General features: G+C 63.9%; 11 protein-coding genes and 1 pseudogene. 3 read left to right on the forward strand and 9 right to left on the reverse strand.

The window, feature by feature from the left end; translation table 11 throughout:
* Positions 1-33 precede the first annotated feature (33 nt).
* Positions 34-737: pseudogene (locus tag CK224_RS26720) on the reverse strand (gamma-glutamylcyclotransferase).
* A 306-nt stretch (positions 738-1,043) separates the two neighbouring features.
* Between CK224_RS26720 and CK224_RS26725 the strand changes: the two are divergent.
* Positions 1,044-1,820 carry a VOC family protein gene (locus CK224_RS26725; RefSeq protein ID WP_095783851.1) on the forward strand — a complete coding sequence of 259 codons (777 nt, stop codon included), beginning with the start codon at positions 1,044-1,046 and terminating at the stop codon, positions 1,818-1,820.
* A 123-nt stretch (positions 1,821-1,943) separates the two neighbouring features.
* Here the strand turns inward: CK224_RS26725 and CK224_RS26730 are convergent, their stop codons facing one another.
* Entirely contained in the window at positions 1,944-2,432 is a 489-nt protein-coding gene (locus tag CK224_RS26730; RefSeq protein ID WP_095783852.1) for a hypothetical protein, read from the reverse strand.
* A 199-nt stretch (positions 2,433-2,631) separates the two neighbouring features.
* Here CK224_RS26730 and CK224_RS26735 point away from each other — a divergent pair, with 199 nt between their 5' ends.
* A complete protein-coding gene (locus tag CK224_RS26735; RefSeq protein WP_067328942.1) occupies positions 2,632-3,024 on the forward strand; it encodes a DoxX family protein in 393 nt (130 codons plus the stop codon).
* A gap of 27 nt (positions 3,025-3,051) precedes the next feature.
* Here the strand turns inward: CK224_RS26735 and CK224_RS26740 are convergent, their stop codons facing one another.
* Both CK224_RS26740 and CK224_RS26745 read right to left on the reverse strand, forming a co-directional pair.
* Entirely contained in the window at positions 3,052-5,478 is a 2,427-nt protein-coding gene (locus CK224_RS26740; protein WP_095783853.1) for an FAD-dependent oxidoreductase, read from the reverse strand.
* Between the two features lie 218 nt (positions 5,479-5,696).
* A complete protein-coding gene (locus CK224_RS26745; protein WP_066990572.1) occupies positions 5,697-7,235 on the reverse strand; it encodes a trimethylamine methyltransferase family protein in 1,539 nt (512 codons plus the stop codon).
* A 207-nt stretch (positions 7,236-7,442) separates the two neighbouring features.
* On the opposite strand from CK224_RS26745, the gene CK224_RS26750 reads away from it, so the two are divergent.
* The gene (locus CK224_RS26750) at positions 7,443-8,033 is read left to right on the forward strand and encodes a transglycosylase SLT domain-containing protein (RefSeq protein ID WP_095783854.1); all 591 of its coding nucleotides are present in this window, start codon (positions 7,443-7,445) and stop codon (positions 8,031-8,033) included.
* Between the two features lie 20 nt (positions 8,034-8,053).
* Here the strand turns inward: CK224_RS26750 and CK224_RS26755 are convergent, their stop codons facing one another.
* The 5 genes from CK224_RS26755 to CK224_RS26775 form a co-directional block, all read right to left on the reverse strand.
* The gene (locus tag CK224_RS26755; RefSeq protein WP_066990565.1) at positions 8,054-10,264 is read right to left on the reverse strand and encodes an ABC transporter ATP-binding protein; all 2,211 of its coding nucleotides are present in this window, start codon (positions 10,262-10,264) and stop codon (positions 8,054-8,056) included.
* Positions 10,265-10,314: 50 nt separating this feature from the next.
* Positions 10,315-11,472 carry an ABC transporter permease gene (locus CK224_RS26760; RefSeq protein ID WP_066990564.1) on the reverse strand — a complete coding sequence of 386 codons (1,158 nt, stop codon included), beginning with the start codon at positions 11,470-11,472 and terminating at the stop codon, positions 10,315-10,317.
* A gap of 12 nt (positions 11,473-11,484) precedes the next feature.
* Complete coding sequence (locus tag CK224_RS26765; protein WP_067328931.1) at positions 11,485-12,519, reverse strand: ABC transporter permease; 1,035 nt, start codon at positions 12,517-12,519, stop codon at positions 11,485-11,487.
* A 149-nt stretch (positions 12,520-12,668) separates the two neighbouring features.
* Positions 12,669-14,327 (reverse strand): ABC transporter substrate-binding protein, encoded by a 1,659-nt coding sequence (locus CK224_RS26770; protein WP_095779087.1) that lies wholly within the window; start codon positions 14,325-14,327, stop codon positions 12,669-12,671.
* A gap of 269 nt (positions 14,328-14,596) precedes the next feature.
* The coding region (locus CK224_RS26775) for a translocation/assembly module TamB domain-containing protein (protein ID WP_141245883.1) at positions 14,597-20,449 on the reverse strand (5,853 nt) is incomplete at its 5' end.

Consider the following 20,449-nt stretch of genomic DNA (forward strand, 5'->3'; position numbering starts at 1 on the left):
CTGTATTGCTTGGACAAAACATGATAGTCGTACTCATATTATCGCGACGCCGATGTCTGTCGGTTCAGCGCTTTCAATCCTGGAGGGATGGATCGACCTGATACTCGTCGGCCACGAGTTCCTGCAGGCGCCACAGATTGCGGTCATGGATGCCGAATGTTTCGAGGTGGCTGACGGTGTTGTAAAGATATTCGGCGCCGGAACCGACATGGCCGCATGCGCGTGCCAGTGTCTTTGCCACCCCTTTCGAGCGGCTGCCTGAGCGACGTGCCCCTACCCGTCACCCCGATCCAGAAGCTCAGCGCTCGCAGCGATCCTTGCGCCGTGCGTACCGGAACCCACCGGACCGAGCTGACGCTTTCATCTTCGTCGATTTCTCGCCGCAGCAATCTCTCGATCTGGGCGGGCTTCTCGCCATCCGGCAGACGATAGATGACGCCGTCACAACGGCCGCCGCGCTCGAGCGCCATCATCAACCCCGGCTGCGCGGCGCTGCCTCGCCAGCGCACCATGTCGAGGCAGAAGGAGCGATGCCAGCCATAGGCAGAGGCGCGGCGTTGCTCGATGGATTCCAACGCCGGCTTCCAGATCAGCGAGCCATAAGCGAACACCCAGAGCGGCCCCTCGTCGGCCTCGTCTGACAGGCGCGAGGCGAGCGCGCGGAAATCGTCGTCGTTAAGCTGCGTCCAGTCCCCGCTCGGACTAGGGTCGAGCTCCTCGCGATGGCACAAAGCCACTCTCGGGCGTAAGCGACATTCACGCGTGGAAGACAGCCCCTCGTTGCCCGCAGCAAAGGCTAAAACCCCGGGCCATGCAAGATCACGGTTCCTATGGCGCTTCGCGCAGAACGGATAGGCCGACGCGCTTCAAGCTCCGATTTTGATGCGTGTCGGCCGCCCAAAACCGCTGCGCATTTTTGAGTGACATGCATGAGCGCCTTGCCGTTCTCGATTTCTGGTCCAGATGTCGGATTTCTGTCGCCGAGATCGTCCTACGATGGATCGGAACCGCGATCGCTGCCTGAACCGGTGAGGAGACCGACCATGCCGAATGCCGCAAAACCCTTCTTCTGGTACGAACTGATGACCACCGATCTCGACGCCGCCGAGGCTTTTTATACTGCCGTCGTCGGCTGGCGGGCCGAGCCCTTCGACAAGGCGCCGGGCATGCCGCGCTATATCGTGTTGAATTCCAGCCTGCGCGGCGTCGGCGGTTTGATGACGATGCCAGAGGATGCCGCCAAGATGGGCATGCCGCCGGCCTGGCTCGGCTACATCTACACCAAGGACGTCGATGCCTCGACGAAGGCGCTCAAGGACGCTGGCGGTGCCGTTCATCGCGCGCCGGATGATATTCCCGGCGTCGGTCGCTTCGCCGTCGTCGCCGACCCGCAGGGCGCGACCTTCATGTTCCTGCAGCCCAACCAGCCCGAGCAGCCGCCGGTACCCGCTACCACGCCCGGCCATGTTGGCTGGCACGAGCTCTACACCTCGGACTGGAAAGCCGCTTTCGACTTCTATTCCAGCCAGTTCGGCTGGGAGAGCGCCGGTCAGTTCGACATGGGCGAGATGGGCATCTACCAGACCTTCGGCGCCGGCCCCGAATCCGGCGGCGGCATGATGAACAAGCCGCCGCAGATCCCGGTCCCGGTCTGGCAGTTCTATTTCAACGTCGACGCGATCGACGCCGCCGCCAAGCGCGTCACCGACAATGGTGGCAAGGTATTGATGGGGCCGATGGAGGTGCCGAGCGCACAGTGGATCATCCAATGCCAGGACCCGCAAGGCGCCCATTTCGCGCTGCTGGCGCCTGGGCGGTAGAAACTGCCGCCTCTGTTGTGGGGCAGATGTCCCGTTCACCTCCGCAGCCGCAGCGCAGCTGCTGCGGAGGTCGGGCCGGGCAGAGGGGGCGCCAGCCCGGCGCCGGCGTCGCCCTCTTGGGCATCACTCCGGCGTCAGCACCGCCACTTTGAGATCGGCCTTCTTGGCGCCGCTGAGCTGCACGGTGGCCGGACCGGCGGACAGCTTGAAGCGCACGCTCTTGCGAATGCCCGGGCAGGTCTTTGCGCGGCTGAAGCCCGCCGACTTCACGGCGCGGCCGTCTTGGACGACATCGATCCAGACCTCATCGGACAGGCTGAACTGGAGCTCGCCTTCAGCCGGTACGGTCACGCTTGCCATCGCGCCGAACGTGCCGGCTGCCGGTGCACGTCCCGGCGGAACTTCAAAGCCGATCGTGTCGACCGCTGCAAGTGCGAAATCCGCCGCTTGCCCGACTGTCAGGGCGGCGCCGGACTGGGCGGCGGACGCTGACGGAAACAAGGCCTGCTCGCGTGTCACCGGCCATTTGAAGGCATCACAACCGGCATCGGCAGCTATGGCGAAGCTAGTGCCTGCAAGGAGTGCGAAGAGGCTGATGGCGAATTTTTTCATGGCGAATGGATTCCCCGGATGGTTTGGTGTATCCGCGCATCAATACAACTTATAGGAGACAATTGCAACCACGGCGAATGAACCGGAAGAGGTGAACTCATGCCCACTCACCGATTGTTGATGGCAGGGCATGGGAAGTGAATGGTCCGCTTCCGAGCGATAATTTATGGCGGGTCGAGAAGGGCAAGATGGAGTTTAGATGAAGCTTTTTGAAGGTCTCTCCCGCTATCAGCCGCAGGCGCTGGGCGTGCTTCGCATCATGACGGCGCTGCAGTTCACCGAGCACGGCACCCAGAAGCTGTTCAATTTCCCCGCCGGCGCCCATGCCGGGGCGCTGACGGGGCTCGCGCTGACGTCCGCAATCCTCGAATTCGCCGGCGGCATCCTGCTGGCGTTGGGGCTGTTGACCCGCCCCGTGGCGTTCCTGCTCTGCGGCGAAATGGCCATCGCCTATTTCATGGCGCATTTCCCGCGCGACTTCTTCCCCGTCAACAATGGCGGCGACGCGGCGATCTCGTTCTGCTTCATTTTCCTCTATCTGGTCTTTGCCGGTCCCGGCGCTTTCGCGCTCGACAACCGCCGCAGCGCCTGATGCCCTGTGCGGACGCGCGCCTGTTTTTCAGGCGCGCATCCGCTCGAAATTGGCATCGAACAGCGGCGTTGCCTGAATGCGCGCGGCGTAGCGCTTGCCGAGGATCTCGATCTCGAAGCCGTCGGGCCTGTCGGCGATCTCCTTCGGCACATAGCCCATGGCGATCGACTTCTTTGCATTATGCGCATAGCCGCCGGACGTGACCCAGCCGCGCACGACGCCGTCGTGCCAGATCGCCTCGTCGCCGATGACATCGGCATCAGTGGCCTCGACGATGAAGGCGCGCAGCCGGAGCTTGCCGCCTTGCTTGCGCTCGGCAAGTGCTGCTTCCTTGCCGATGAACCCGGCCTCCTTGCCGTAGGCGACGAAACGGTCGAGCCCGGCCTCGACCGGTCCGTAGATCGGCCGGTATTCGCGCGCCCATGAGCCGTAGTTCTTTTCGAGCCTGAGCGCATTGAGCGCGCGCGACCCGAACAGGCCGATGCCGAATTCCTCGCCGGCCGTGATCAGCGCCTGGTAGGCGGCGCGCTGATACTCCGGCGCCATCCAGATCTCATAGCCGAGATCGCCGGTGTAGCTGACGCGGCCGACAAGACACGGCGCCATGCCGATATCCATCCTGGCGACGGCCATGAATGGGAACGCCGGGTTTGAGACGTCGGCGCGGGTGACTTTGGCCAGCACCGCCCTCGCCTTCGGCCCGGCAATGGCAAGGCCGGTGAGCTTCTGCCCCAGCGCCTCGATACGCACCGAGCCGTCCTTCGGCAGATGCGCCTCGAACCAGCGCATATGGTACTGCTCGGCGACGCCGGAGCCGGCGACGAACCAGTCGCCCTCGCCGACATTGGCGAGCGTGAAATCGCCGATCAGCTTGCCGTCTTCCTTCAGCATCGGCGCCAGCGTCATGCGGCCGGGCTTGGGCAGCCTGCAGGCAAGCAGACGGTCGAGCCAGGCTGCCGCCCCCTCGCCCGTCACCTTGTACTTGGCAAAGCTCGAGATCTCCGAGAGGCCGACGCCGTTGCGGACGGCGGCCACTTCGCTGCCGACATGGTCGAAATCGGGCGACCGCCGCCACGAGAACTCGTCCTTGATGCCTTCGGGCGCATACCAGAGCGGCACTTCCAGCCCAAAGGCGACGCCCCATTGCGCGCCTTTGGCCGACAATGTGTCGTAAAGGGGCGTTGTCTTCAGCGGCCGTCCGGCCGGCAGTTCCTCGTTCGGGAAGCGGATCGAGAAGCGGCGCGAGTAATTCTCGCGCACCTTGGCGTTGGTGTAGGTCATCGTCGCCCAGTCGCCGTAGCGCGCCACGTCCATCGCCCAGATATCGGCGCCGGGATCACCCTCGATCATCCAGTTTGAGAGCGCCAGGCCAACACCGCCGCCTTGAGAAAAACCCGCCATGACGCCGCAGGCGACCCAGAAGCCCGGCAGGCCGCGCACCGGACCGACCAGCGGATTGCCATCCGGCGCAAAGGTGAAGGGGCCATTGATGATCTGCTTGATCCCGGTTTTCTGAAAGGCCGGGAAGTGACGGAAGCCGACTTCGAGCGAGGGCGCGATACGGTCGATATCCGGCTCCAAGAGCTCATGGCCGAAATTCCAGGGTGTGGAGAATTCGGACCAGACCTTGTTGGCTTTCTCGTAGGTGCCCATCAGCATGCCGCCGCGCTCCTGGCGCAGATAGAGCTCGCCGTCGAAGTCGACCGCATGGATGATTTCCGTGCCGGTCTTCTTGTTCCAGTCGGCGACCTCCGGCATGTCCTCGGTGATCAGATACATGTGCTCCATGGCGAGCACCGGCAGTTCGAGCCCGACCATGCGGCCGACCTCGCGCGCCCAAAGCCCGCCGGCGTTGACGACATGCTCGGTGATCACATCGCCCTTGTTGGTGATGACCCGCCACAGCCCGTCGGGCCGGCGCACGATGTCCTCGACCTTGGTGAAGCGCTCCACTTCCGCGCCCAGCTTCCGCGCCGCCTTGGCGTAAGCGTGGGTGACGCCGGAGGGATCGAGATGGCCGTCCTCCTTGTTGCGCACGGCGCCGACGAATTGCTTCGGATCGATGAGCGGCATCAACTCGGCCGCTTCCTTCGCCGAGATCACCTCGAGGTCGATGCCGAGATAGCGGCCCTTGGAGACGACGCCGCGCAGCCAGTCGAGCCGCGCCTCGGTTGCTGCCAAGAGCACGCCGCCGGTCAGATGCACCCCCGTCGCCTGGCCGGAAAGCTCCTCGATCTCCTTGTAGAGCGAGATCGTGTATTTCTGCAGCTTGGCGACGTTGGGATCGCCGTTGATGGTGTGCATGCCGCCGGCCGCGTGCCAGGTCGAGCCCGAGGTCAGCTCATCGCGCTCCAGAAGCACCACGTCCGTCCAGCCGTGGCGGGCAAGATGGAACAGCACGGAACATCCTACAACACCGCCGCCGATGACCACGACCTTTGCATGCGACTTCATGGGTTCTTCTCGTTGTTTCAGTGAGTTGGATGACTGAGTGGATTCAGGATGAGAGGCATGTCTCTCCTCAAACGTCGGCGCTGCCCCTCACCTTGCCCTCTCCCCGTGAAAAACGGGGAGAGGGGTCGCCAGCGCTGTAGCGCTTCCCTTCTCCCCGTCCTTCACGGGGAGAAGGTGCCGGAAGGCGGATGAGGGGCGGCGCCAGCGTTCCAAAACCGTCACGGCTCGCCCTGCCCGATCGCTTCCTTGCGGCGCGCCATATAGACTTCAAGTGCCTCGCGCACGGCTGGGTCCATTGTCGGCTGAACGTACTCTCCCAGCGCCTTCTTCCAGAGCCGGGTCGCGCGCGCCGTCGTGTCAAGCGCGCCGGCCTCCTGCCAAGCCTCGTAGTTCTGCCAGTTGGAGAGCATCGGCTGATAGAAGGCGGTGGCATAGCGTTCAAGCGTATGCGGCTCGCCGAAGAAGTGGCCGCCGGTGGGCACGGCGCCCAATGCGTCGACCGCCAATTCGCCTTCGTCGACCACGATCGGTCGCAGGAATTCCATCATGTGCTGCATCATCTCGACATCGATGATGAGTTTTTCGAATGAGGCCGTCAGTCCGCCCTCCTGCCAGCCGGCGGCATGATAGACGAGGTTGCCGTGGCCAAGCACGGCACCCCACAGCGCCATCAGCGTCTCATAGGCGCCTTGCGCATCGGCGGCATTGGACGCCGAGCCCGGCGTCGTGCGGTACGGCAGATTGTAGCGCCGCGCCAATTGCCCGGAGGCGATGTTGGCCTTGGTGTTCTCCGGCGTGCCGAAGGCCGGCGCGCCGGACTTCATGTCGACATTGGAAGTGAAGGCGCCATACATCACCGGCGCGCCGGGCCGCACCAATTGGGTCAGCACGATGCCGAACAGTGCCTCGGCATTTTGCTGCGCCAGCGCGCCGGCAAGCGTCACCGGGCTCATCGCGCCCATCAGCGTGAACGGCGTCACCGCCACCGACTGGCCGAACTCGGCCATGGTCATCAGCCCTTCGGCCATCATCTCGTCGAAGCGGCGCGGCGAGTTGACGGAAATGATGGTGGTGACGCCGGGATCCCGGCCGATCTGGTCGAGAGTCAAGCCACGCGCGATCGCCATCATCTCGATGCCGTCCAGCGCCCTGCCCCGGCCGATCGCCGAGACATGGAAGCATTTGTCGGTCAGCGTCAGATTGGCGAAGTAGGTGTCGAGGTGCCGCGAATTCGCCGGTAGCTCGATCGGCGCGCAGACCTGGTTCCCCAGCATATGGATGCAGTTGAAATGCTGCGCCAGCCGGACGAGATCGCAATAGTCGGCGAGATTGCCGGCGCGGCGGCCGCGCTCCATGTCGTGCACATTGGGCGGCCCGGCCACCAGCGTGAAGTTGATCGTGTTGCCGCCGAGATAAACGGCGTGAGCCGGGTTGCGTGGCGTAAGTGTGTAGCCGGCCTGTGTCGTCTTCAGCGCTTCGTCGACCATGCCCCGATCGAGGCGCACATTCATCGAGCTGTGATCGACCTTCGCGCCGGCGCGTTCGAACAGCGCGAGCGCTCGCGGGCTCATCACCTCGATGCCGAAATTTTCGAGAATATGCATCGAGGCCTGGTGAATGGCCTCGATCTGGTCGGCCGAAAGCACCGCCATCGGCGGGTAAGGGTTGACCACGCGCCGTGGCGGCAGCTGCGGAATGGCGGCCGGCCCGCGGTTGCTGGTCCGTTCGGCGCCGCGTTTTCGTCTTGGTTCGGTCATGCGTCTATCAGAGCGCCGACGTCAGGCGCGAGCTGTCAGGAATTCGCCATTTGCCGGCGTGATTTTAGCCAAGGCGGCATTTTTTCATTCTGATGAAGACAAATGCGACGAGCGAAGTCGAAATATCGATAGAGCCACGCGGCGCCTCGGCCGGCGTTAAGGAAGCTCGAAAGATTCCTTTTATGATTTCGGCCTATTCGTCTGCCGATGCTTAGGTCGAGTTTTAGTAAAATTGTCGTTGTCTCTGTGCTGCTGGCGCTTTCGGCCTGCGCGACGGCGCCCAGCCACATCAACAATGTCTGCGCCGTCTTCGACCAGAATGACGGCTGGTTCGACAACTGGCAGTCCGCCGCCGAGCGCACCGAACAAAAATACGGCATTCCCGTTCCGGTGCTGATGGCGACGGTGCGCAAGGAATCCGGCTTCAAGAGCAACGCCCGGCCACCGCGCACCAAGCTGCTCGGCTTCATTCCCTGGAAACATGTCTCCACCGCCGCGGGCTATTCGCAGGCGCTGGACGGCACCTGGTCGCAATATCAGATGGAGACCGGCAACTGGGCAGCGCGCCGCAGCCGTTTCGCCGACGCCATCGACTTCGTCGGCTGGTATCATTCCAAGACCGTCGACACTTTCGGCGTCGCCCGCAACGACACCTACAGTCTCTATCTCGCCTACTATCTCGGCTGGTCGGCCTACGGACGCGGCAATCGCGGCGATGCCGGCGTGCAGAACTACGCGCGCGCCACCGACCAAATGGCCCGCGACTACGCCGCCCAGTTGCGGCAATGTGGGAGCTGACCCCGGGACCGGGCGAAGTCTTAGTTCGGCTTCGGCCTCTTGCCCCTCGGGCGCTTGGGCGGGGTGCCGGCAAAGCCCGGCCCGGTGCCGTGCGGCGCGTCGTCCGGCACGCCTTCATGTGCCGCATGCTCCTTGTCGAACTTGATGACCGGCTCCATCTTCGCCAAGACATCGTCCGACAGCCAGCACAGGCTCATATGGCCGTTGCCGAGATTCTTCACCGGCGGCACCGTCGTCTCGCACAGATTGTCCGGCACCAGCTTCTTGTAGCCGCAGCGCGTCTGGAAGGGGCAGCCGGTCGGCGGGTTCATCGCCGATGGGATATCGCCTTCGAGCACGATGTGCTTCTTGACCACGCTGGTGTCGGCGATCGGGATCGCCGAGAGCAGCGCCTCGGTGTAGGGATGGTAGGGCGGCGAGAAGATCTGGTCCGTCGTCCCCTGCTCGACGATATAGCCGAGATACATGACGACGACACGGTCGGCGATGTAGCGCACCACGGACAGGTCGTGGCTGATGAACAGCATCGTCGTCTTGTTCTTGCGCTGGATGTCCATCAAGAGCTCGGTCACCGCCGCCTGCACCGAGACGTCGAGCGCCGAGACCGGCTCGTCGGCCACCACCACCTTGGCGTCGCCAGCGAAGGCGCGGGCCACGCCGATGCGCTGCTTCTGGCCGCCTGAGAGCTGGCGCGGCTTGCGGGTCTCGAAGGCCCGCGGCAGCTTCACCAGGTCGAGCAGCTCCAGCATGCGCTTGCGCCGCTCGGCGACGGTCTTGCCGACATTGAACTTCTCCAGCGTGCGGATGATCTGCGAGCCGACCGTATGGCTGGGGTTCAGCGTGTCGAACGGGTTCTGGAAAACCATCTGGATCGACGACACTGTCTCGACATTGCGGCTCTCGATGCCGGTAGACTGGATCTCCTTGTTGCCCAGCGTCACGGTGCCCGAGCTTGCGGTCTCAAGCCCCAGAAGCACCTTGGCGAGCGTCGATTTCCCGCAGCCGGACTCGCCCACGATCGCGACCGTTTCGGACTCGCGCGCGGTGAACGAAATCGTCTCGTTGGCCTTGACGACGCGGCCTTCGCTCGAGCCGAACACCTCGCTGCCGCCGACCTTGTAGTACTTCTTGAGATTGTCGATCTTGAGCACCGGCGCGCCGGGCTCGACCTTTTCGTTGACCTTCTTGGCGCCGGGCGGCAGCGCTTCCCAGTCGATCTCGTTGAAGCGCACGCAGCGCGAAAAATGGCCCTCATGCCCCTCGACGGCAACCATCGGAATTTCGGCGGCATTGCAGACGCCCTCGACGAAATGGTGACAGCGGGGTCCGAAATTGCATCCCTTCGGCCGCTCATGCGGCAGCGGCAATTGGCCGGGAATGGAGATCAGCGGCCGCGAATTCTTGTCGGCGCCGGGCAGCGGAATCGAGCGGAACAGCCCTTGCGTATAGGGGTGGCGCATCCGGTCGAACACGTCCTCGATCTTGCCGGTCTCGACGGCCTCGCCGGAATACATCACCGTGATCTTGTCGCAGGTCTCGAGAATGAGGCCGAGATTGTGCGACACGAAGATCATCGAGGTGCCGAACTTCTGGCCCAGCCCCTTGACCAGTTCGACGATGCCGGCCTCGACGGTGACGTCGAGCGCCGTCGTCGGCTCGTCGAGGAGCAGCAGCGCCGGTTTCGACAGCAGCGCCATGGCGATGACGATGCGCTGCTGCTGGCCGCCCGAAAGCTGGTGGGGATAGGAGCGCATCATGCGCTCCGGATCGGGCAGCTTGACCGCGCGCACCATCTCCAGTGCACGGTTATGGGCCTCTTCCTTCGAGACCTTGTCGTGGATCAGCGGCACTTCCATCAATTGCTGGCCGACCTTCATCGCCGGATTGAGGCTCGCCATCGGCTCCTGATAGATCATGGCGATCTTGTTGCCGCGGATCGCCCGAAGCTCCTCGTCGGACATCTCGCCCATGTCCCTGCCCTGGAACTTGATGCGGCCGCCGACGATCTTTCCGATGTTTGAGAGGTCTCGCATGATGCCGAGCGACACGGTCGACTTGCCGCAGCCGGATTCGCCGACGATGCCCATCGCCTCGCCGGGCATGACCGTGCAGGAAAAGTCCATCACCGCCGGGATCTCGCCCTTGCGGGTGAAGAAGGAGATCGAGAGGTTCTCGATCTCGATGATCGGCCCATTGGTCGTCTTGGCTGGATCTCGAACTGCCTCGTTCATGGGTCGCTCCAATCCTTGCTTCCTGGAAGATGGGGCCCGAAGCCCCGCCATCAATCCTTCATCGACTGTTCGCGCAGCGAATCCGCCAAAAGGTTCAGGCCCAGCACGAACGACATCAGCGCGATCGTCGGCGGCAGCGCCGGGTGGATGAAAGAGCGCAAGAGCCGGCTGGCATCCTTGATCGCGGTGCCCCAGTCGGGACTCTCCGGCGCCAGCCCCAGGCCGAAATAACCGAGCGTGCCGAGCAGGATCGTCGTATAGCCGATGCGCAGGCAGGCATCGACGATCAGCGGTCCGCGTGCATTGGGCAGGATTTCCCACAGCATGATGTACCAGGGCGATTCACCGCGCGTCTGCGCCGCCGCCACGTAGTCGCGCGTCTTGATATCCATGGTCAGCCCGCGCACGATGCGGAACACGCCGGGGCTGGAAGCGAACACCACCGCCACGAAAATGTTGAGCTGGTTGGGATCGATGTGGACGATCCTCAGCGGATCCTTGTCGAAGACGAGGCCCGTATAGATCCAGCCCCCGATGACGAGCGTCAGGCCGAGCAGGATATAGAGCCGGTCCGGCCGGTTCTTGTAGCGGGTCCAGAACAGCACGCAAAAGAAGATGATCGGGAACAGGAAGAACAGCCCCGCCAGGGCGTACGGGATAGGCGTATCCATGATGCCTGGCGTCACCAGCAGGTAGAACAAAAGGATCACCGGGAAGGCCAGCACCAGATTGGCGAGGAAGGACAGCACCGTGTCGATCTTGCCGCCGTAGTAACCGGCCGGCAGGCCGAGCGTGATGCCGACCATCAGCGCAAAACCGGTCGCCGCCGGCGCGATGATCAGCACGATCTGGCTGCCATAGACCATGCGCGAGAACACGTCGCGGGCGAGCTTGTCGCCGCCGAAATAGTAGACGAGCTTCGATGTCGGCTCGATCGCGCCGGGCAGCGTATCCTTCATGATCGACACCTGCGCCAGCGGATCGAAAGGCGAGATGGTCGAGGCGAAGATCGCCGTGAACAGCCAGAACAGGCAGATGCCGACGCCGGCAATGCCGACGCCGCTGTCAAAGAGCTGGCCGTAGAGCCCGAGCTTCTTCTTGTAGGTAAAGCTAACGCCCATCACCAGGACAAGCGCGACCCATACCGGCCAGAAGCGCCAAAGCACGCCGAGCACGACATCGAAGGCACCGATATATTCGATCTGCATCCGCCCTGCCCCCTATTGAACTCTGATGCGCGGATTGAGAAACGCGTAGCCGACATCCGAGATGAGTTGGGTGATCAGCACGATGAACACCGAGACCAGCGAGCAGCCGAGCAGAAGGTCGATGTCGTTGTTGCCGGCGGCCTCGACCAGCGTGTAGCCGAAACCCTGGTAGCGGAACATCACCTCGACGATGACGACGCCGGTGAGCAGCCACGGGAACTGCAGCATGATGACGGTGAAAGGCGCGATCAGCGCGTTGCGTAGCGCATGCTTGATCACCACACTGCCGAAGGAGAGGCCCTTGAGGCGGGCCGTGCGGATATACTGCTGCGTCATTACCTCGACCATCGAGGCCCGTGTCATGCGTGCGATATAGCCGGTGCCGTAGATCGCCAGCGTGATCACCGGCAGGGTGAAATTGTAGAAGGTGATGCCCTGGCTGGCGGATGCTGCCGAGCCGTTCAGCCAGCCCAACCACGAGGCGAAGATGACGGTGAAGATGACGCCCGACACATATTCGGGCGTCGCCGTCGAGGCGATCGAGGCCACCGACAGGGTCCGGTCCGTTCGCGAGCCTTCGCGCATGCCGGCAAGGATGCCGATGAGCAGCGAGATCGGCACCATCACCGCCAGCACCCAGAACATCAATATGCCGGTGGCGCCAAGTGCCGGAAACAGCTTGGCCGCGACCGTCGTCTTGAACTTGGTCGAACAGCCGAAATCGCCCTGCAGCACGCCGGAGAATTTCGGCTCGACCGGGTCGTTGCAGAAGGAGAAGCGCTGCGTCACCTTGCCGGTGGCAGGATCGGTGATCGGCTGCTTGGGCAGGACGCCCAGCCATTGGCCGTAGCGCGCAAAGAAGTTCTGCCGGTAGCCGTGATTGACCAGCCAGCTTTCGAGTTGTTCGGCCGACGTGTGCATCTCGGTCTGGCTGATCGCCAGCTTCTTCAAGTTGGGCTCGAGATTGACGAGAAAGAAGACGACCAGCGTCAGGCATAGCATCGTGAGCAGAATCGTGCCGATGCGTCTGGCAATGAATGAGAACATGCGCGCTCCCCTGCCGGCCGGGTTGGGATCAGATAGGTTCAACCCTGTGTCGGATACCTTGTGAGGCTCCGCCACCGTTGCACAATACGCAACGGCGACGAAGCTGCAAATAAGAGGGGCTGACGCCCCTCATATTTCTCGCAAAAGGATCACGCCTGTTCGAGCCAGACCTTGCCGAAGTCGTGCTCATAGGTCGGGTGCATCGAGTGGTTCTTCACCTCGGGCTTGATGTTGATGTAGAGCTTGCGCCAGTAGGGCTGGATGATGATTCCGGAATCCTGCAGGGTCTGCTCGATGTCCTTCATCACAACCTTGCGCTTCTCCGCATCGGCGATGCCGAGCGCCTCGTTGACCTTCTTGTCGAAGTCGGGATTGGCGTAGGCCGTCTCGTTCCACGCTTCGCCGGAGCGATAGGCGATGGAGATGACCTGGATGCCCAGCGGGCGCATGTTCCAGTTGGTTTGCGAGAACGGATACTTCGTCCAGTCGTTCCAGAAGGTCGAGCTCGGCAGCACGGTGCGCTTCACCTTGATGCCCGCTTCGCGCAGCTGGGCCGCGATCGCGTCCGTGGTGTTCTTGTGATAGTCTTCGTCGTTGCTGATCAGTTCGTGCTCGAAATCGATCACGCCGGCTTCCGTCAGCATCTGCTTGGCCTTGGCGATGTCGCGCTTGACCTCGGGCAGCTTGACATATTCCGGATGGATCGGCGCGACATGGTGGTTTTCAGCCGGGGTGCCGGCATTGCCGTAGCCGAGCTGCAGCACCGTGGCGTTGTCGACCGCAAGCAACATCGCCTGACGAACCTTCTGGTTGTCATACGGCTTGTGGGTGATGTTGAAGCGCGACACCACGGTGGCGGCCGTGACGACCTCCGAAACCGGCGCGCCGACATCAGCGATGATCTTGATGTAGTCGGCGGTCGTTTCGTGGTTGGTCTGGACTTCGCCGGATTCGAAAGCCGAAACCGTCGCCGCCGGATCGGTGCCGTAATCGATGAACTCGACACCGTCGAGGAAAGCTTCGCCCTGCCACCACTTGCCGGTCTCGCGGCGCTTGTAGACCACCTTCTGGCCGACATCGTAGGAGACAAGCTCGAACGGGCCGGTGCCGATCGGGCAATTCTTGAAGTTGGCGCCCTTCTCATCGAAGGTCTTGTGCACGACCAGTGCCGGGTAATCGCACATGTTCGGGATGATCGCGATGTCGGGCTTGCTCAGCTTGAGCTTGACCGTCATGTCGTCGACCTTGACCACGGAGCCTTCGCGCAGCTTCTTGGTGCCGTCGTCGACCAGGCTGCCGAGGCGGCCAGGCATCGAGTTGCCTTCCGCTGCCTTGTCGGCCCAGCGGGTGAAATTGTAGATCACGTCGTCGGCGGTGAACTTGTCGCCGTTATTCCATTCGACGCCTGGCCGCACATGCAGCGTGTATTCGGTGGCGTCGTCGTTGATATCCCAGCTTGCCAGCAGGTAAGGCGCGAAGGTGTACTCCTTCGTGTACTTCACCAGCGGCTCGAGCGCCTGGCGCTCGGCGTTCGCAATTTCCGACCAGTCGGCGGTCCGTGGATCCTTGGGATCCTTGATCGACATGGCGACCTTCAGCACGCCGCCCTTCTTGCCCTGCACGTCCTCGGCCTTGGCCGGCGTCGGCGCGGCGAGACCGAGCATGCCGTAAGCCATTGCCGTCGATGCACCGAAAACGCTGGCCAAAGCCAGGAATTCACGGCGGTCCACCGTGCCCGACTTGGCCGCTTCGGCCATCGCCAGGATGTGGTCCGGAACGCGGTCACCGTTACTTTTGTAGATTGCCATGACTGACTCCCATTGTTGGCTTTCTGCCTTTTAACATTCCGCATCCAGACCGTGATGTCAAAAGCCGGTTTGGAATTGGAACATGGTGGGGAATGTGCAACTTTGGAATGGGGCCGGTTGGCGTGATAGCGACAGCCTTGACGCAAATTTGTTAGTCCACAGCACATTTCCAAAAATTAACAGGGCAATCAAATCAAGACATTGTCGGCGGACAGGGCCTCGCGCGCGCGCCAAAAGTCCGCTTCAGCCTGCCGGGGCGGGCAACACCGTCAATATTCGCGTTCGTAAAAGACGCCGCCCTTGGCTTCGCCCGCGTCGTTGGCCTCGCCGCGCAGCTTCACGCCCCTCCCGACATTGAGATCGATCGTCGCCTTGCCGGAGCCCGGTTTGTCGCCCTTCTGGATTGTCACATAGGTACGGTCGTTGAGGTACTTGCCGGCCGAAACCGCGGTGCCGCCCTTCTCGTCGGTCGTCACGTCGAGATCGTCGATGCCGATCGCGCTGCGTAGATTGTCGAGCAGCGAGGTCGTGCCGCCGGCGCCGGCCAATTGCGCGGCCGCGTCGGCAAGCTGGGCGATCTGCAGCGGCGAGAGATTGGACATCGAGCGGCCGAAGATCAGTTGCGCCAGCACCTCGTCCTCAGGCAGCGCCGGTGCGGAGGAGAAGTTGAACTTCGGGTTGGTCGCCTCGCCCGAAACGACGATGGTGACGGTGGCGCTGCTGGTCGTCGTGGTCGCGGTCAGGTTGAGGTAAGGCACAAGCGAACCCTGGAACCCGACCGTGCCCTCGGTGAAGGTCAGCCGCTTGGCAAGGATCGTCAGCCGGCCGCGTTGCAAGGTGAAGGTTCCGACGGCCTGCGGCGAGGATGCCGGGCCGGTCAGCTTCAGCGAGCCGCCTAGCTCGGCGTCGACGCCCCTGCCCTGGATGAAGATCTGATTCGGTGCGTTGACCGTCACGTCGAGGACAAGGCCGCTGCCGCTGCTGCCTCCGCTGCTGGATGTCGGCGGGTTCAGCGCCCTGTCCTGCGCGCGCACCGCGCGCGGCGGGTTCTTATGCTTCACATCCAACTCCGAGAGCGAACCGGGCAGCTTGTCCGGCACGGTGATGACCGTCCTCGCCAGATTGATGGTGCCGGCGATCACCGGCGCCGACACGAGCGGGCCTTTAATGGTCAGGTCGCCGCCGAGATTGGCGGTCACCACCCTGCCGTCGGTGTAGCGGGCGTCGGTGAGTTTTATCGACAGGTCGGCCGGAAAACCTTGCGACGGCGTGATGCCGACGGTGCCGCTCGCCGAAAGGCTGCCGCGCGTCGACAACGTGCCCGTCAGGCGATTGATCCTGGCGACGCCGCCGCCGATCGAGACGTCGGCCCCGATGTCGTTGACCGCCAGCCCGGAGCGCGCGTCGATGAGACGGGCGCCCGACGTCGTGACTTTGCCGCTGATCACCGGCGCGGATACAGGACCGCGCACCTGCACGTCGACATTGGCGGTTCCGTTGAGCGCCAGGCCTTGCACGGCGAGTTTCGAGGCAAGGAAGGAAAACGGCACCTTGCCTTTGAAATCGAGCGCCAGGGTCGGCCCGCCTGCCGTCGTCACCGTGCCGCCGCCCTTGAGACCAAGGCCGGCGCCGTCGCTGATGTTGGCGTCGAAGGCAAGCTTGCTGCCGGCAAAGGTTCCCGACGAGGATACGTTCATGCCGCCGAGGCCTGCGCCCCGCGTCTGCGAAGTCTGCACGCCCGAGGCATCGACATCGAAGGCGACCGTCGGAGTGGCCGGCGCGCCGGAGACCTTGACCGTGCCGGAGATCGAGCCTGCCGCATCGAGGCCAGGCGAGAAACTGTTTGCGAGCGAGACCGGCACCCGGGCCAGATTGGCGTTGATGTCGAGCGTCTGCGTGACCTTGCCCGTCACCGTCGCCGTGCCGCCGCCGAGATTGAGCACCAGCCGGTCGAGCGTCGTCGCGCCGTTGGCGATGGTCACGGTCGAGGCCTGCGCGATCGCCGCCTTGATGCCTTGCACCGTCGCTTGGCCCGACGCGAGCTCGACGGTCGTCGTGCCGTTCGCCACTTTCACCCGGCCGGCCGCTTTCGCCGGAATGTTCTTCACGGTGGCGCCGCCGGAAAAGGCGGTCCAGTCGCCATCGCGCTTCAGGTCGACATCGATGCCGGTAACGGCAGTGCCGCCGGAGGTCACGCTGTCGGCGCGGATCTTGCCGGAGATGACAGGTGCTGCGAGGTAATTGGCGATCTGGGCGTCGACGGCGACTTTTTTGGCCGAGAGGTCGCCGCGCCTGATCGCTGCCGTGGTTGCCTTGACGGCGACGTTCGGTGCGTTGCCGGCCTTCGAGAAGGCGATCGCGCCGCGGACGTCGCCTTCCGCCTTTTCTAGCGCAAGCGCCGCCAGCGGCCCTATGTCAGGAAGATCGAGCGACACGGTGCCCACCGGCACGAACGCTTGGTCAAGCGCGAGGTCGCCGGAGATCTTGTTCGGACCGAGCGACAGCAGAAGCCCGTTGATCGCGCTCTTGCCATTGGCGGTGGCAAGCACCGCATTGCCCTGCAGCGGCTGTCCGGCGACATTGCCGGTCAGTTGCACATCGGCCGCCGGATTGGCGGCATCCGCCTTGCCTGTCGCGGTGAGTTTCAATCCGGTGATCTCGCGCGCTGCCACGGACAGCCTGTCGCTGTTCACCGTCAGCGCAAGGTCGGGCGCCATAATCGGACCTTGCGCATTCAGGCCAAAAGCGATGGCGCCCTTGGCGTCTTTCGACAGCAGCGAAACGTCGCTCAACGCCCCCCTGATGTCGGCGGCAAGCTTGTTGTCGGCAAGGCTCGCCTGCCCGTCGGCGCTCAGTGCGCCCGAGTTGAGCTTCAAGCCGGAGACATTGACGTTGCCGTTGGCGTCGCGTTTCAGCGCGGCGCTCAATTTCGCGCTCTCGCCCAGCATGCCGCGCGCCGCCGCCGGCAAGGCGGAAGAAGCGACATTGGCGTTCACATTGAGGTCGACGGCGCCGTCGCGCAGCGACATGCGGCCGGCGACCTGGCTGTTGAGCGCATCGCTCTTGAGCGAGCCGCTGTTGACGGCAACGGCGTCGCTCGTCAAACGGCCGTTGACCTCGGCCGTGACCTTGCCGGCAACCAACGGCGCGATCATCGGATTGTCCAGGCCGATCCTGTCAATCGACACCGTCCCGGAGACCGGGCCTGCCCGCCCCTTGAGATCGAACGCATCCGAATGCAGCGCAACGGCAAGGCCGTCCACATTCACCTGGCTGGCGGCAACCGAAGGCAGGATCGCGGAAGCCTCGAGGCGAGCTTGCGTGCTTTGGCCGGCTATCTTTGCCGACAATGACTGGACCTCGATCTTGACCGGGCTTTCGGCGCTGCCGATCGTCAACGGCAGGCTGGGTCCGGATGACGTCAGATCGAGCGAAAAATCGCTGACGCCGTTCGGATTTAAGGTGCCGGCGGCGTTGCCGGAAATCTTGTCGCCCGCAAGCGTTGCATGGTCCAGGGCCAGGCCGCTCGCCAGACCGTAGCTGCCGACGGCATCCAGATTGAGCGGCCCAAGTCCCGCCTGGCGGGTCTGGCTGGTCTCGGCGCCGGCAAGCTTGGCGTCGAACTCGATATCGGGATTGGCCGACGGCCCCGTGACGTGTGCCGTGCCTTCCAGCGTTCCGGCAGCATCCAGGCCCGGCACGAAATCATTGGCGAGCGCCGCAGGCAGGCCGGCGAAATTGGCCGTCAGGTCGAGGAGCTGGCCGGCGCTGCCGGAAATGGTCGCCGAGCCGCCGCCGAGATTGAGCGCAAGCTTCTCGACGCTAGCGACGCCGTTGGCGATTGCAAGGCGCGACGGCTCGGCGATCGCCGCCTTGATGCCGCGCAGGGTCGCTTCGCCGGACGCAATCTCGACGCTGGTCTTGCCGTCGGCGATCTTCACGCGCCCGGTCGCGGTGGCCGGAATTCCGGATGCCGTCGCGCCGCCGGAAAAGGCGGTCCAGTCGCCGTCGCGCTTCAGGTCGATGCCGATACCGCTGACCACCGTCTTGCCGGAAGTGACGCTGTCGGCCTTGATCGTGCCCGATATTGCCGGTCCCTTGAGATAATTGGCGATCAGCGCGTTGACGGTGATCGCCTTCGCGGCCAGTTCGCCGCGGGCGATCGATGTGCTGGCCGCATTGATGGTGAGGTTCGGAGCCGCGCCATCCTTGGCGAAGGCGATCGTGCCGTTGATATCGCCGGTCGCCGTCTGGCCACCTAGCGCCGCCAGCGGGCCGACATCGGGAACGGCCAGCGTCAGCGTGCCGAGCGGCAGGAAAGCTTCGTCAAGCGCAAGGTCGCCGGAGATCTTGTTCGGTCCCAGCGACAGCAGAAGCCCGTTGATCGCGCTCTTGCCATTGGCGGTGGCAAGCACCGCATTGCCCTGCAGCGGCTGTCCGGCGACATTGCCGGTCAGTTGCACATCGGCCGCCGGATTGGCGGCATCCGCCTTGCCTGTCGCGGTGAGTTTCAATCCGGTGATCTCGCGCGCTGCCACGGACAGCCTGTCGCTGTTCACCGTCAGCGCAAGGTCGGGCGCCATGATCGGACCTTGCGCATTCAGGCCAAAAGCGATGGCGCCCTTGGCGTCTTTCGACAGCAGCGAAACGTCGCTCAACGCCCCCCTGATGTCGGCGGCAAGCTTGTTGTCGGCAAGGCTCGCCTGCCCGTCGGCGCTCAGTGCGCCCGAGTTGAGCTTCAAGCCGGAGACATTGACGTTGCCGTTGGCGTCGCGTTTCAGCGCGGCGCTCAATTTCGCGCTCTCGCCCAGCATGCCGCGCGCCGCCGCCGGCAAGGCGGAAGAAGCGACATTGGCGTTCACATTGAGGTCGACGGCGCCGTCGCGCAGCGACATGCGGCCGGCGACCTGGCTGTTGAGCGCATCGCTCTTGAGCGAGCCGCTGTTGACGGCAACGGCGTCGCTCGTCAAACGGCCGTTGACCTCGGCCGTGACCTTGCCGGCAACCAACGGCGCGATCATCGGATTGTCCAGGCCGATCCTGTCAATCGACACCGTCCCGGAGACCGGGCCTGCCCGCCCCTTGAGATCGAACGCATCCGAATGCAGCGCAACGGCAAGGCCGTCCACATTCACCTGGCTGGCGGCAACCGAAGGCAGGATCGCGGAAGCCTCGAGGCGAGCTTGCGTGCTTTGGCCGGCTATCTTTGCCGACAATGACTGGACCTCGATCTTGACCGGGCTTTCGGCGCTGCCGATCGTCAACGGCAGGCTGGGTCCGGATGACGTCAGATCGAGCGAAAAATCGCTGACGCCGTTCGGATTTAAGGTGCCGGCGGCGTTGCCGGAAATCTTGTCGCCCGCAAGCGTTGCATGGTCCAGGGCCAGGCCGCTCGCCAGACCGTAGCTGCCGACGGCATCCAGATTGAGCGGCCCAAGTCCCGCCTGGCGGGTCTGGCTGGTCTCGGCGCCGGCAAGCTTGGCGTCGAACTCGATATCGGGATTGGCCGACGGGCCCGTGACGTGTGCCGTGCCTTCCAGCGTTCCGGCAGCATCCAGGCCCGGCACGAAATCATTGGCGAGCGCCGCAGGCAGGCCGGCGAAATTGGTCGTCAGGTCGAGGAGCTGGCCGGCGCTGCCGGAAATGGTCGCCGAGCCGCCGCCGAGATTGAGCGCAAGCTTCTCGACGCTAGCGACGCCGTTGGCGATTGCAAGGCGCGACGGCTCGGCGATCGCCGCCTTGATGCCGCGCAGGGTCGCTTCGCCGGACGCAATCTCGACGCTGGTCTTGCCGTCGGCGATCTTCACGCGCCCGGTCGCGGTGGCCGGAATGCCGGATGCCGTCGCGCCGCCGGAAAAGGCGGTCCAGTCGCCGTCGCGCTTCAGGTCGATGCCGATACCGCTGACCACTGTCTTGCCGGAAGTGACGCTGTCGGCCTTGATCGTGCCCGATATTGCCGGTCCCTTGAGATAATTGGCGATCAGCGCATTGACGGTGATCGCTTTCGCCGCCACTTCGCCGCGGGCGATCGATGTGCTGGCCGCATTGATGGTGAGGTTCGGAGCCGCGCCATCCTTGGCGAAGGCGATCGTGCCGTTGATATCGCCGGTCGCCGTCTGGCC

The organism is Mesorhizobium sp. WSM3862, assembly GCF_002294985.1.
Lineage (GTDB): Bacteria > Pseudomonadota > Alphaproteobacteria > Rhizobiales > Rhizobiaceae > Mesorhizobium.